Origin of the sequence: Yinghuangia aomiensis, from assembly GCF_039542225.1 — a bacterium.
Classification (GTDB): Bacteria; Actinomycetota; Actinomycetes; order Streptomycetales; family Streptomycetaceae; genus Yinghuangia; species Yinghuangia aomiensis.
Window position 1 is genome coordinate 67,543 of sequence record NZ_BAABHS010000031.1, and the last position, 13,098, is coordinate 80,640.

Sequence of the window (13,098 nt, forward strand, 5' to 3'; positions counted from 1 at the left end):
CCCCTCTCCCCACCCTGCGGGACACTGCACGCGGCAAGCAGCGGAAGGATACGGCGACGACGGTGTCCGCCGGTAGCACCCGAGGGTCTACAGGCCCAAGCTCGCCGCGAATGCCGGGAACGCGGGTGCTACCAAACGCCATTGGCACACGCGCGGATCCGTCCAGAAGTCCGTGCCGACAACGCACGGGTCCGCGGGATCGGAGCGGTAGTCGAGCGCCAGCGCGACGTCGTCGCCGGGAATGCGGTTGACGGCGATCAGCACGGCTTGTTCGACGTCGAGCCACGGCAGTTCAAGCGGAACGGGTGCCGTGCTTCCACGTGCCTCGCGGAAGTAGGTGTTGTCGGCGAGCACGTCCATCGATCCGGATTCCCACTCCATCGCCTCCGGGGTCGACAGGAAGTCGAGCGGGGACGCGAACCACGGGATGACTTCCGCGAGCACGACATCGCCCGGGTGCCGCCAACGTCCGGAATCGATGAGGGCCATCAGCCTGTCGGGCAGCGCGAGTCCGCGGACCAGGGAAGGCGTCATGCCGCACAGCTTCGCACGGCTATCGGCCGCGGCAATCCACGGTCCGTTTCCTCCTCTCGACCGGGCCCGCCTCGCCTTGTCCCCATCCCCCCTGCGCAGGACTTTCGCGGCAACCGCACTCCGGTTCGTCAGCGCCCGACCGCGCCCACCACACTGCACCCGACGACAACAGTCACCACGCGGCACGAAGGAACCGGCGATGCCCGACACCCCGCTACCCCCCGGAGCCCACCAGCGGTGGACTCGGGCCCTGGCAGCCAGGTCGGCGGTCGTGACGGGTGCTCCCGTCGCCGCCGACGGCTGGTGGTACTTCGGCCTTCGCCTGCCCGAATGGGAGAAGACCCGGATTGTCCGCATCCGCCCCGAAGCGGGCCTCGACGACGTCGAAACCGTCGTGGACCCGGGTGACTTCGTCCGCGACGGCAACATCTTCTCGTGGAAAATGGTCGGTTCGAAGGTCCTCGCCGGCATAGCCGACGGTACCGAGTTCGGCCCCTGGGTCATCGTCGATCCGGAAACCCGCCGAACGGTGGGCGGCGGCCGCTTCGGCCGTGGCCGCGCGGGCAATGCCGCCTATGACAAGCCCGACGGTGACCGCCCGGGCCGCCTCTACCACGTCGTCCACGCGGACGAACCGGTGATCACTTCTGCCCGGGTCATGCTGCGCGAGAACCCCCTCGCCGACACCCCCGCGCGCGACGTCCCGGTGGAGCTGGCGCCGCCCCGCTGGGGCTCGGACACGTTCATCCCGGAAATGTCCGTGCAGAAGGACGGCAAGAACCGCTGGCTGGTGGTGTCGGAGACCTCCGGCACCGGGCAGCAGCACCGCGCCGCGGTCTACGACCTCACCACCGACCCACGCCGCCCGACGCGGGTCGCGTTCGTCGACACCACCAGCGCCGGATCCAAGTCCCTCAAAATCCACAACGGCTGGGCGTACTTCCTCACCACCGAAAACGGCCGCCAACCGTACGGCGCCTTCGTCCGTGCCCCGCTGCACAAGCTCGGCGACCCGAGCAGCCGCCAAACCCTCGCCACCGGAGACAAGGCACGTGGCATCCACCTCCGTGCCTTCGCCGTCCACGACGACGGCCGCATCTCGCTGACCAATACCCGCCACGGCCGGGACTCCCTCGTCCTGCACGGCCTCCGCGAAACCGATCACGGCCCGCGCCTCACCCGGATCCGGGAGTTCACCTCGCCCGGCACCCCGTTCGCCTCCATCGCCGCCGCCTCGGAACTGACGGACAGCCAGACCAAATCGCGGCAGCTCGTCATCGCCTGGAACGACATCGGAGGTCAACGTCTCACCGCCTACCCGAACGCCGCATCCACCGCCCACGAGCTGCGCCTGACCAAAGACCTGCGCGCCCGCGGCCCCGAGCCGGTCCCCACCGTCACCCGCGACATCCCGTTCCGCTTCGGCAGCAAGCCGCACCAAACCGGAGTCGTGCGCCTGACCACGCCCGCGAAGACCCGCACCACCGGCCAGGAACCCACCGTCGTCATGCGCGACGCCTATCCGTTCTACGGATACATCCAGACCGGCCGGGCACCCAACCACCACATGGTGGACGACGCCGTCCACGCGGCGGGCGGCGCGACCGCCGTCGTCTACCACGACCACCCGCGCCAGGGCGGCAACGGCGTCGCCGAGCTGCCCCACCTCCTGATCGGCGCCGGAGAAGCCCTGGCCGAACGCGGCGCGGCGAAGCCCGGACGGATGTTCCTGATGGGCGGCTCGTCCCAGGCAGGTCCCGCCGCCGAGGCCCTGCGATTGCGTTCCGACTTGTTCCACGGCGCCGCGCTGCGCTCGGCGTTCCTGCGCTTCGACGCCCAAGGCCTCGCCAGAGGGATCGGCTTCTGCAATGCCGGCGCCAACTCGTTCGGTCCCGAACTGTCCGCGGCCTCCGCCTACGGGCACATGCGAGACCATGGGATCGTCCGACACCCCGGGGCGCGGCGGCCCGTCCTGCTGATGAGCTTCGGCATGCAGGACACACGTACGTACCCGCAGGAACAGACCTTCCCGTACGCGCGCGTCGCGGCCCGGGCCGGCGCGGACGTCCGCCTCATGGAGTTCCCCGGCGGCCACTTCATGCAGTGGGCCGGAGCCCACGACGGCGCCGAAGCCTTCGCGACCCAGCTCGCCCAGGTGGAAGCCGTCCAAGGCGGATTCGCCGGACCGCTCCCGCCCCGACACCTGGCAACCGCAATCGCCGTCACCGCCGGCCGGGGCATGGCCACCCCGCTCGCGCCGCCGACGCACCCGAGCACGTCGACGTTGCCCACCCTGGCAACACCAACCGGCGCACGCGACAACCGGAGCCCGGCGCACACCCGCACCAAGGCCCTCGAACGCGCCTGACCGTCAAACGGTCCGGTCCCGCACGACCCCGTCCACCACATACCGCACCTGCAACGCGAACAAAGCATCCGCATCGGCGGCCGTCACGCCCTCCGCATCGCCTCCCGGGCCTGCCCCTCGGTACCGCCCGGCGGGCGGCGGTTCGGTACCCGCCTCCAACGCCACGAACCCGACCGTCGCCCACGTGATCAACCGGCATGCGCGCACCGCCTCGTCGGCGGCCAAGCCGTCGCGCCGCATCGCCGCGATGAGCGGCCGGGAGGCCTCCACGTACGCGCGGCGACCCGGGGCCGCGATCATTCGGCTGTCCCGCACGCACCGCAGGCGCAGCCGCAGTTGCTCGGCCCAGCGGCGGGCGTAGACGTCCCAGGTCTCCTCGTCCCCGCACACGGGCGACACGTCCGCCAGCAGCCGGTCGGCGACGGCCTCCAGCAGCGCCTCCTTGTTGCCGACCCTGCTGTACAACGGCACCGGCGATACGCCGAGCCGGGCGGAGACACTCCGCATGCTGACCGCGCCCAGCCCCTCCTCGATCAGGATCGCCATCGCCGCATCGACGATCCGCTCCGCATCCAACGCGGACGCGTCGGTTCTGCTCACCCGTCACACCCCCGAAGCACATGCTTCCCCACGACCCGACGGCCCCCCAACTGTTCCAGCGCATCGGGAAGTTCCTCGAAACGGCGGACCGAACCGACCGCCCCGCCCAGCTTTCCCTGCGCCACAAGGGCGCACAACCGCTCGTGGAGAAAGTCCAATTCGTGACGCGGAATGCCCCCCGCATACACCCCCACCACCGACGCGTTGGCCATCACCAACCGTGCCGTTGGCACCTCTGCCCAAGCCCCGCTCGCGAACCCGACGGCCAGCAACCGCCCGCCCCGCGCCAACGCTCCGGCGGCGTCCTCGGCTGCGGTGCCGCCCACCGGGTCGTAGATCGCGTCGACGCCCCTTCCGCCGGTGAGTTCCCGCAGTGCGGGAGCCAACGGCCCCTCGCGATGGTCGATGACCGCGTCCGCGCCCAGCTCCCGGCAGAACCGCGTCCTCTCGGAGCCGCCCGCCACCGCGATCACCCGCGCCCCCAGCGCACGCCCGAGCTGCACCGCGGCCATTCCCGTGCCTCCGGCCGCCCCCAGGACGACCAGCCATTCCCCCGGTGCGACCTGCCCGCGGGTCACCAATCCCAGCCACCCGGTGAGATGCGGGATCCAGAACCCGGCGGCGGCCGCGTCGTCGAGGCCGGGCGGCCGGGCGAACGTCGAACCGGCGTACGCCAGACACTCCTCCGCAAACGCCCCGTGCCCGGTCGGAAACGCCGTCACGGCCATGACCTCGGCGCCGACCGCGATATCCACGCCCTCCGCCACCGCCGTCACCACACCGACGGCTTCCTGCCCGGGGGTGAACGGCACCGCGGGCGTCAGCGGGTACGACCCCCGGCACATCAGCACGTCCGGCAGCCCGATCCCGGCCGCCGCCACCCGCATCCGAATCTGCCCGGGCCCGGGCTCCGGCAGCTCGACCTCGGCCAAGCCCAGCACGTCGCCCGGTTCACCGTGCCCACTCACCCGCCACGCACGCATGCGACCCTCTCCTCCCACCACGACCACAACGACCACAACGAACGCCGCGACAGCCCATCCGCCCTGCTGCCCGGCTGCCCGGTGTCCATCCGGTTCGACACCGCCCGCCGCCGCTACTCCGGCCCGGCGAAATCCCGCGCCATCTCCCCCGGATAGAGCATCCGCGCCACATACCCGAAGTCGCCCGCCGACGGCGGCAGCGACGATCCGCCGCACACGCCGAGCAACTGCCCCGTGGTCCACGCCGCCTGGTCCGATGCCAGATACACGACCGCCCGCGCGACGTAGGCCGGGTCGCCGAGCGGATCGTCCTCGGCCCCGGACCCGGCCAGCGGCGTCGACGCCCGGATCAGGGCCTGATTCGCATCACTGGCCGCGGCCGCGGCACCCGCCTCGGTGCGCATCCACCCCGGCCGCACGCCGTTGACCCGGATCCCGAGCGGCCCGAGTTCCGCGGCCGCGCACCGCGTCAGTTCGTCGAGCGCCGCCTTCGACACCGAGTAAGCCGCCATGAACGCGACCGGCCGCACGGCGGCGATCGACGAGATCGTGACGATCGACCCACCCTTGGCCCGCATCGCCCGCGCCGCGCTCTTGATGGTGAGCGCGGTCCCCAGCACGTTGACCCCGATGGGCCCCATCCAGTCGTCGGCAGTCAGGTGCAGCAGCGAACCCGGCCTGGCCACACCCGCATTGGCCACCGCAATGTCCAAAGCGCCGTCCCGCGAGGCCGCGTCGACGGCCGCGGCGATCTGCGCCTCGTCCGTCACGTCCGCGGTCGCCGCCTGCAGTTCGCCCCGGCCCGCGGCGGCCGATTCGGCGCACGCGTCGGCAAGCACGCCGGCATCCGGCCCGCAGATCGTCACCACCGCCCCGGCCTCGGCCAAGGCGAACGCGATCGCCTTGCCGATCCCGGTGCCGCCGCCGGTCACCAGCGCGGTACGTCCGTCCAGACGGGGTGCCTGCCCCGCGATGCGACCTGGATCCCCTGCTGCGCTCACCGCGAACCTCCTCGACCGGCCACCGGACCACGGGCAGCGCCGTTCTATCAAGGCGGCCGCGAGCCCGGAACCTCTCGACATCACATCGTGATTACGCTGTAATCCCCGTCCATGGCATGGGATTTCGAGACCGACCCCGAGTTCGCCGCACAGCTCGCCTGGATGCGCGGCTTCGTCGACGACCACCTGATCCCGCTCGAACCCGTCTTCGACGAACTCCCGTCCGACGAGTGGAAGACCGTCAAGAAGCACCTCCAGGACCAGGTCAAGGCGCAGGGCCTGTGGGGCGCGTTCCTCGATCCGAAGCTCGGCGGCCGGGGCTTCGGACAGCTCAAGCTGGCGCTCATGTCCGAGGTCATCGGGCGCTGCATGATGTCCATGACGATCTTCGGCGTCCAGGCGCCGGACAGCGGCAACATGGAGCTGCTGGCCCACGGCGCGACCGAGGCGCAGAAGGAGCGCTGGTTGTGGCCGAACCTGCGCGGCGAGATCTCCAGCGCGTTCGCCCTCACCGAGCCGTTCCACGCGGGCGCCGACCCGACGGTGATCGGCACGACGGCGGTGCGCGACGGCGACGACTGGGTGATCAACGGCCACAAGTGGTTCATCACCAACGCCAGCGTCGCCGACTTCGTGCTGGTCTTCGCGGAGACCAGTCCGGAGGGGCGGCCGCACCGGCATGCGTCGGTGTTCGTCGTCCCGGCCGGGACGCCGGGTATGGAGATCGTGCGGGATATCCCGACGATGGGGCATCCGGAGCGGTCGTTCGGCCGTCCCGGGAACCACGCGGAGATCGTGTTCCGGGACTGCCGGGTCTCGGCCGATCACCTGATCGGTAGCCCCGGTGACGGTTTCGTCCTCGCCCAGCAGCGGCTCGGCGGCGGCCGGATCCACCACGCGATGCGCTGGCTCGGCCAGGCGCAGCGGGCGCTCGACATCATGTGCGAGCGGGCGGTGTCGCGGACGTCGCACGGGCGGACGCTGGGGCAGCACCAGATGGTGCAGGACTACATCGCCGTGTCCCACACGGACATTCAGGCGGCGCGGCTGCTGACGTTCCAGACGGCGTGGCGGATGGACCGGCTGGGTGCGCGGGAGGTGCGTGCCGAGTTGGGCATGGTGAAGGCCCACGTGTCGAAGGTGGTGCTGGCCGTTCTCGACCGGGCGATCCAGGTGTGCGGGGCACTGGGTTACTCGGCGGATCTGCCGATCGAGTCGTGGTACCGCACGACGCGTTTCGGGTCGATCGGCGATGGTCCGGACGAACTCCACAAGTCGGTGCTGGCCCGCACGTTGCTGGCCCGGCAGACGCCGGTCGAGGGGTGGCCGACGGAACACGTGCCGAGCCGCCGCCCGGCGGCGGAGGCGAAGTGGGCGGAGCTGCGGGCGGCGGCGGGGTTGGCGGCCGGCTGAGCGGCGGCGGGGTCGGCGGCAGGTCGGGCGGCGGTGGTGATCGGCGATGATGAGCGGCATGACCACCGACCTCGCCACCTTCGCTCACGGCATCTTCGACGCCCAGCCGTTCACCCGTTTCCTGGAGGCGGAGCTGACCGCCGTGGGCCCGGACTCCGCCGAGATCCGGGTGGCCAATCGCCCCGAACTGCACCAGCAGCACGGTTTCGTGCACGGCGGGGTGCTGAGCTATCTCGCCGACAATGCGCTGACGTTCGCGGGCGGTTTGGCGCTCGGCGGGGATGCGTTGACCGCCGAGTACAAGATCAACTATGTGAAGCCGGCGGTGGGCGAGACGGTGATCGCCCGGGCCCGCGCCGTCGCCACCACCCGCCGCCAAGCGGTGTGCCAATGCTCGGTCTTCGTGGTCCGCGACGGCACGGAACAGCTCGTCGCGGTGGCCCAGGGCACGATCGTGGCCACGGGGACGAGGCAGGGGGAGGCCTGAAAGCGGAGGGCCGCCGATCCCCCTGGCCAGGACCTCTCAGTCTGCCAGGCTCCCCCGTCACCCTCGAAGGCGACGCCTGGGCGCCGAGGCCTGGGGCTGAACCGGCGGGAGGAAGACGCGGAGCAGGTGGCGGCCTCACGCGTGGCTCGCGATCGGAGTCCTGAATACACATTCGTCGGCCCCGGCATCACGCCCTCGCCTTCCCTCTCCCCCGACTACCCTTCCGCGCGCACGGGTTCCGCCAACGGCTGGGCGGCGTAGGCGACGCCGTCCGCGTGCACGGCGACCGTGGCGCACACGCCGAAGACCTCGCGCAGGATCTCCGGGGTGCGTGCGTCCGGCACCGGTCCCGCAACATCCGCACTCCTCGTCGTCTCCGGCTCGCTCGTCCGCGCCCGTGCCCCTGGTAGTCGGATGCCGGGGCGGCGGAGTTCCCGGCGTCCGGGCCCTTGGGTTGGCTGCCGCTCCTTACGGTCGTGTCGGGGAAGAATCCACCCGAACACCGCCCCGTGGCCCGACTGACCGCCGCGGCCGACGTTCGCACGACGCTGGAGGCTCGATGACTTCGACCGGCAAGCCCGACGGATTTCTCCCCCATGAGGACTGGTTGGCGACATTGCCCCGGCATTACGTCGGGGCGGCGGTGTTGGTGACGGATCCCGCGGGGCGGGTGCTGCTGCTCGAAGCGAGTTACCGGGAGGGGTACTTGCTGCCGGGCGGCTGTCTGGATCACGGGGAGGATCCGGCCGCGTGTGCGGCGCGGGAGCTGTTCGAGGAGACCGGGCTGCGGCTGTCCGTCGGGGTGTTGCTGGATGTCGACTGGCGGCCGGCCGATCACGAGGGTGACGGCGCGATGGCCGCGCCCGTTCTGCAGTTCGTCTTCGACGGGGGAACCGTGCCCGCGGAGACACAGATCCGGCTCGACGCGGAGTCCTTGTCGTGGCGTTGGGCGACCCTCGGTGAAGCCGCCACGCTGCAGGGCCCGGCCGGGTACGCACGGTTGTGCCGCGCCTACCGGGCGCGGACAGCGGGGAGGACCGGGTACGGGGTGTCCGCCCACGGGGCCCGGGACTGAATCGTCGACCGGGCGGCCGCCGGAAGCGTCGGCACCGGGCTCTGCCGCCGGCACCGCGGCGTGGCGTTCCCGGCTTCCCGGCCTTAAGGCGTGCCGGAGAGTTCGGCCGGGACCGGGGCGGCGGCGGGGTTCGGATACGCGGTCGGGTCGGTCAGGCGGACCTGGTACACGGATCCCGGGCGCGTGGTGGCGTAGAGGGCGATGGTCAGCGGGCGGATGCCGCTGAGGCGCTGTTCGCCGGCGTCTTCCGCTTCGCGGGGCAGACTCGTGACGAGGTCGCGTTCCAGGAGGGATTCGGCCGCCCGGATGTGTGCGCGCACGGTCTTCGTCGCGACCCCCAGGTGCAGCGCCGCGGCTTCGGCGTTGAATTCGGCGAGCACCCAGGCCCGGAGGGTGTGGACAAGATTGCGGCGGTCGTCCGCCAAGGGCCGCAGGGCCTTCTCTGCCCAGGCCCGTACCTGGGCGTGGGTGAGGAGTTCGTGCAGGGAGACGGGAGGCCCTGCCGTGGTGGTGTCGTGCGGGTAGGTGGTGACGATCTGAATGGCCAGCGACAGCGTGATCCGGTCGAGGGTGCGGTCGGGGTCGACACCGACGGCGGCGCATACCTGGGCCATCCGGCGTGCCACGGTGTTGCGGTGGACACCGATGATGCGTGCCGCGGCCGACGTCTGGAATTCCAAGGCCATGGCCGTCGTTTCGAGGATCTGCCGACCCTCTCTCGGCAGGCTCAGGACGGGCTGGAGGAACGTGCTCGCCCACGCGTACGCCGACCCGGCGGGGAACGCGTCGACCAGGGTGGGGGTGCGGGCGGAGATGATGACCGTCCGCTCGGGGTGGTGCGAGGCGCGGGCGATGGCGTCCGCCGCCTCGCCGTAGGCGTTCCCGACGCCGCCCAGCGGGTGCACGAGGCTGCCGCCGATCGCCACGTTCGCCGCGCTGAACTCTTCGCGCAGCCTTCGGAGGTGCTGCTCGGCGTCGCTGTCGGGATGCTGCGGCGCGACGACGATGATGTGTTCGTGGTAGGCGGGGCACCGCACGGCCAGCGCGTGTCCGTCGAGGCTGCGTTCCACCTCGGCCATGACCGTGTCCCGGTCCGCGCGGGCGCAGTCGACGATGTAGACACGGGCGGATTCGCTGTCGAGGAGCCCTGGGGCCAGACCCGCCATGACCCGCCGTGCGTGGAGCGCGTGGCCGGTCATGAGGAGTTGGAAGGCCGACAGCCGGATGCCGCGCACGGCCGCCGCGATATTCTCGTCCGACGCGCCGGGACGCGGTGCCAGAACCGAGGACAGCGCGGTGGCGGCGTGCGTGATGAGGTCGGCTTCCGCGCGGCCCTGGGGCTCCTTCGTGGCGACGATCAGCACCTGGTCGGCGGAAATCGGGACGGTTCGCGCGAACAGCCCGGCCGCGGTGGTCTGGTGCGGGCGGTCGGGCCGCTGGATCACCGAGGCGAGGGTCAGCGGCGCGGCGGGCGGTACCGCGGCCAGGATGCCCGTGCCGCCGCGTACGACGACCTCCGCGTCGAATTCGTCGGCGAGGAGTCCGCTGATGGCGTCGACCGCGTCGGGGGACGGCCGGAGCCGGCTGAGGAGGCCGTTGAGGCGGGCGACGTGCCGGCGCGTCCGGGCCACGCTCAAGTCGAGCACGGACTGCGCCAGCCCGGCCTTCCACGCGGACAGCGGACGGGTGGACGTGAGCAGGGGAAAGCGGTGCCGGGCGGCGGCTTCGCGGATGTCGGCGAGCGCGGCCTCGTCCGGGGCTCCGGCGATCACGAGACCCGCCGCGTGCCCCGCGGCGAGCGTACTCAGCAGCCGGTCGGGGATCCCGAGGCTCGGGAGGTCGGACACCACCAGCGCGTTCTCGACGCTGGGCCCGATCCACTGGCTCCCGGACAGGATCACGGCACAGTGCACCTCGCGGTCGGCAACGACACCGGCGCCGATGCCGAATTCCGCTATCGCGCTCAAGTCGCGCAGTGAGAACATTGCTCGGATCTCCCGTGTCACTTTTGTGCCGAGTACACACCGTGGTCGCGCAAACCGTCCACACATCGCGCGTATCGGGTGCCTACCGGTGGTTTTCCGGCGCGAACAGGACACCGACGTGCGCCGGGCATTGGAGGAACGGCCCGGGTCGGCCGGCGATTGCCGTGATGGGGGTCGCCAGGTCCCACAGCGCGTCCACCGCGGTCTCGATCGCGGTCTCCGCGATGGTCGTGGCCAGGCCCTGCGCCGGGCACCGGTGCGTGTCCGCCGACCAGGCCAGGTGGCTGCGGTCCTGGGGCGCGTGCCGACCCGGCCGGGCCGGGTCGGTTCCGGTCGCCGCGTGGCTCACGAAAACCGGCGTGCCCGCCGGCACGTGGACACCGTGCAGGATCTTCGGCCCGCGCGCGTAGTGCACCGAGGCGTTGGCCACCGGGCAGCGCAGCGACAGCGTCGTGTTCATCGCCTGCCGGATCGTCACCGCACCGCCGACCAGTTCGCCCGCATATGCCGGGTCGGTGAGCAGGATATGCAAGGTGGAACCGATCCACGCGGCGGTCGGCACCGCACCGAGCACCACGATCGATGCCAGCTGCCGCGCGGCTTCCGCGTCGCCGAGCAGTGCGGGATGGGCGAGCAGCCACGACGTCACGTCGGAACCCGGCGCGGCCCGCTTGGCCGCGACCAGCTCCCGCAGCGCCTCGAAGAGTTCCGCCGACGCTTCCGCGGCGTTCGGCGAGGCGGCCGCGAGAGACCAGGCGGGCAGGCCTAGCCGGTCTGCGGCATGGGGCGGGAACCCGAGAAGGGCGGTCAGGGTGCGCAGCGCCACCGGGTCGGCGTACTCGGCCATCAGGTCGGCATGCCCCCGCTCGCCGAAGGCTCCGACCAGGTGGCGGGCGAGCCCGCGGACGGTGTGCCGGACCGCGTGCAGGTCGATGCTGTCCAGGCAGTCGTCGACGGCCTCGCGCAGCCTTGCGTGTTCGGCGCCGTCGGTGTGCTGAAGGCCACCGGTGTACATGTAGGCGAGGTCGGCGGGGACGGTGCCCCGGACGAGCGCATCCCACGCGGCGGGGTCGCGCGTGTAGTCCGGGTCGGCGAGGAGTTCGCGCGCGACCGCATGGCTCGTGACCACCAGGGCGTGGACACCCGCCGCAACTTCCGCCCAGGCGACCGGTCCGGCGGCGCGCAACTGCGCGTAGGCGGCCTCCGGGTGCTCGCGGAAGTCTTCGCCGAACAAGCGGGGGAGCCCGGTGTTCTGCGTGCTCGCGTACGTCATCGTGCGGCGCTCCGGGCAGGGTGGAGGATGTCGGCGACCAAGGCGATCAGGGCGTGTTTGGCGGACCGGAGGGTACGCGCGTCGATGAAGACCAGCGGACGGTCGTCCGGCAGGGACAGGGCGTCGCGCAGCACGTCCTCGGGGTAGCCGGGGGCGCCCGGGAACGTGTTGACCGCCACCACGTACGGCAGGTCGGCTTCCTCCAGCAAGCCGATGGACTCGTACGACTGGTCGACGCTGCGGGTGTCGACCAGCACCAGCCCGCCCAGCGCGCCGCGCATGAGCGAGCGGATCATCTCGGCGAAACGCGGCTGGCCCGGCGCGCCGAACAGGTAGACGGCGATGCCTCCGTCGAAGGTACGGCGGCCGAAGTCGATGGCGACGGTGGTGGTGGATTTGCCGTCCGCCCGGACGTCGTCGACGAGTTGCCCGGCGCGCGTGAGCCGTTCCTCGGTACGCAGCGGCCGCATTTCCGAAACGGTCCCCACATACGTGGTCTTACCCACCCCGAAGGCCCCGAGGACCACGATCTTGACCGACCGTGTGCCGGGTGGCAGGTAGTGGTGGTCAGAGACGCTGAAGGCCATCCAAGACCCTTTCCAGAAGATCGCGTTCCAGCGGCTGCGCGGCAGGGACGAACGGGTTGTCGGCGGTGACGTGGCCGGACACGATCAGGTCGGCGACGAGCGCACGCACGACACCGCCGGGCAGGCCCAGGAAGGCCGAGACGTCCGCGACGGACAGCATCCCGGGCCCCAGCAGCCCGAGCACCCGCCGTTCCTGCACCCGCAACCGGGCCGTCGGCGCCCGCGGATCGACCGCGAGGAGCGTCGCCATGTCGACGTACGGCCGTTCCGGAATATCGTCCCGCGCGGTGATCACGGTGTGGGAGCGGACGACGCCGCGGCGCGTATGGCCGCCCCCGGCCGCGCCGGCGCTCATGCCCCCGGGTGGATCTCGCGGTCCCGGGACGCCAGCACCGGGCCGAGGGCCTTGATCAGTTTCAGCGATTTCGACAGCGCGAGCTGCACGTTCTGGCTGATGGAGTCGCCTTCCACGGCCACGCCGAGCCCGCTGTTCCGACTCGCGGACATCAGCAGCACGGTGTGCCGGGTGAAGTCCATGATCTGGTACCGCAGCAGCAGGTTCTCCGGATCGGTGCGGCAGCACTCCGCGAACGTGTGCTGGAGCGACGCGACGCTCGCGAACGCGGCGCAGGACCGTTCGGCTTCGTCGCGGCCCAAGCCGTCGGTCGCGGCCAGGAGCAGGCCGTCCGAGGAGAACAGGACCGCCGAAACCACTCCTTCGCCCAGCAGTGCGTTGAGCTGCGGGCGCAAATCCGCGGTATCGGCGGTGAAGTGCGGGTACTCGGACATCGC

14 protein-coding genes are annotated in these 13,098 nt (G+C 71.5%); 4 read left to right on the plus strand and 10 right to left on the minus strand.

Features of this window, described 5'->3' with window-relative positions; translation table 11 throughout:
* Positions 1-87: 87 nt before the first annotated feature.
* Complete coding sequence (locus ABEA93_RS32440; RefSeq protein WP_345679457.1) at positions 88-534, minus strand: hypothetical protein; 447 nt, start codon at positions 532-534, stop codon at positions 88-90.
* 271 nt (positions 535-805) lie between these two features.
* Between ABEA93_RS32440 and ABEA93_RS32445 the strand changes: the two genes are divergently transcribed.
* Complete coding sequence (locus tag ABEA93_RS32445) at positions 806-2,902, plus strand: hypothetical protein (RefSeq protein WP_345679458.1); 2,097 nt, start codon at positions 806-808, stop codon at positions 2,900-2,902.
* A gap of 3 nt (positions 2,903-2,905) precedes the next feature.
* On the opposite strand, the gene ABEA93_RS32450 is transcribed toward ABEA93_RS32445, so the two are convergent.
* From ABEA93_RS32450 to ABEA93_RS32460, 3 genes are all read right to left on the minus strand, one after another.
* Complete coding sequence (locus ABEA93_RS32450) at positions 2,906-3,502, minus strand: TetR family transcriptional regulator (protein ID WP_345679459.1); 597 nt, start codon at positions 3,500-3,502, stop codon at positions 2,906-2,908.
* Positions 3,499-4,485, minus strand: coding sequence for an NADPH:quinone oxidoreductase family protein (locus tag ABEA93_RS32455; protein WP_345679460.1), 987 nt, complete (start codon positions 4,483-4,485; stop codon positions 3,499-3,501). The genes ABEA93_RS32450 and ABEA93_RS32455 overlap by 4 nt, the downstream gene beginning before the upstream one ends.
* 113 nt (positions 4,486-4,598) lie before the next feature.
* The gene (locus ABEA93_RS32460; RefSeq protein ID WP_345679461.1) at positions 4,599-5,486 is read right to left on the minus strand and encodes an SDR family NAD(P)-dependent oxidoreductase; all 888 of its coding nucleotides are present in this window, start codon (positions 5,484-5,486) and stop codon (positions 4,599-4,601) included.
* 111 nt (positions 5,487-5,597) lie between these two features.
* Here ABEA93_RS32460 and ABEA93_RS32465 point away from each other — a divergent pair, with 111 nt between their 5' ends.
* Both ABEA93_RS32465 and ABEA93_RS32470 read left to right on the plus strand, forming a co-directional pair.
* Positions 5,598-6,899 (plus strand): acyl-CoA dehydrogenase family protein, encoded by a 1,302-nt coding sequence (locus ABEA93_RS32465; protein ID WP_345679462.1) that lies wholly within the window; start codon positions 5,598-5,600, stop codon positions 6,897-6,899.
* A 58-nt stretch (positions 6,900-6,957) separates the two neighbouring features.
* Entirely contained in the window at positions 6,958-7,386 is a 429-nt protein-coding gene (locus ABEA93_RS32470; RefSeq protein WP_345679463.1) for a PaaI family thioesterase, read from the plus strand.
* A gap of 215 nt (positions 7,387-7,601) precedes the next feature.
* Here the strand turns inward: ABEA93_RS32470 and ABEA93_RS32475 are convergent, their stop codons facing one another.
* Positions 7,602-7,730: a hypothetical protein gene (locus tag ABEA93_RS32475; RefSeq protein WP_345679464.1), complete on the minus strand. Its 129-nt coding sequence runs from the start codon at positions 7,728-7,730 to the stop codon at positions 7,602-7,604.
* A gap of 215 nt (positions 7,731-7,945) precedes the next feature.
* Between ABEA93_RS32475 and ABEA93_RS32480 the strand changes: the two genes are divergently transcribed.
* Complete coding sequence (locus tag ABEA93_RS32480) at positions 7,946-8,461, plus strand: NUDIX domain-containing protein (protein ID WP_345679465.1); 516 nt, start codon at positions 7,946-7,948, stop codon at positions 8,459-8,461.
* 83 nt (positions 8,462-8,544) lie between these two features.
* On the opposite strand, the gene ABEA93_RS32485 is transcribed toward ABEA93_RS32480, so the two are convergent.
* From ABEA93_RS32485 to ABEA93_RS32505, 5 genes are all read right to left on the minus strand, one after another.
* Positions 8,545-10,446 carry a helix-turn-helix domain-containing protein gene (locus ABEA93_RS32485; RefSeq protein ID WP_345679466.1) on the minus strand — a complete coding sequence of 634 codons (1,902 nt, stop codon included), beginning with the start codon at positions 10,444-10,446 and terminating at the stop codon, positions 8,545-8,547.
* A gap of 82 nt (positions 10,447-10,528) precedes the next feature.
* A complete protein-coding gene (locus ABEA93_RS32490) occupies positions 10,529-11,719 on the minus strand; it encodes a cytochrome P450 family protein (RefSeq protein WP_345679467.1) in 1,191 nt (396 codons plus the stop codon).
* Complete coding sequence (locus ABEA93_RS32495; RefSeq protein WP_345679468.1) at positions 11,716-12,306, minus strand: GTP-binding protein; 591 nt, start codon at positions 12,304-12,306, stop codon at positions 11,716-11,718. Before ABEA93_RS32495 ends, ABEA93_RS32490 begins: the two co-directional genes overlap by 4 nt.
* Positions 12,287-12,661, minus strand: a complete 375-nt coding sequence (locus ABEA93_RS32500) for a DUF742 domain-containing protein (RefSeq protein ID WP_345679469.1) — start codon at positions 12,659-12,661, stop codon at positions 12,287-12,289. The genes ABEA93_RS32495 and ABEA93_RS32500 overlap by 20 nt, the downstream gene beginning before the upstream one ends.
* Positions 12,658-13,095, minus strand: a complete 438-nt coding sequence (locus ABEA93_RS32505; protein ID WP_345679470.1) for a roadblock/LC7 domain-containing protein — start codon at positions 13,093-13,095, stop codon at positions 12,658-12,660. Before ABEA93_RS32505 ends, ABEA93_RS32500 begins: the two co-directional genes overlap by 4 nt.
* Positions 13,096-13,098 lie beyond the last annotated feature (3 nt).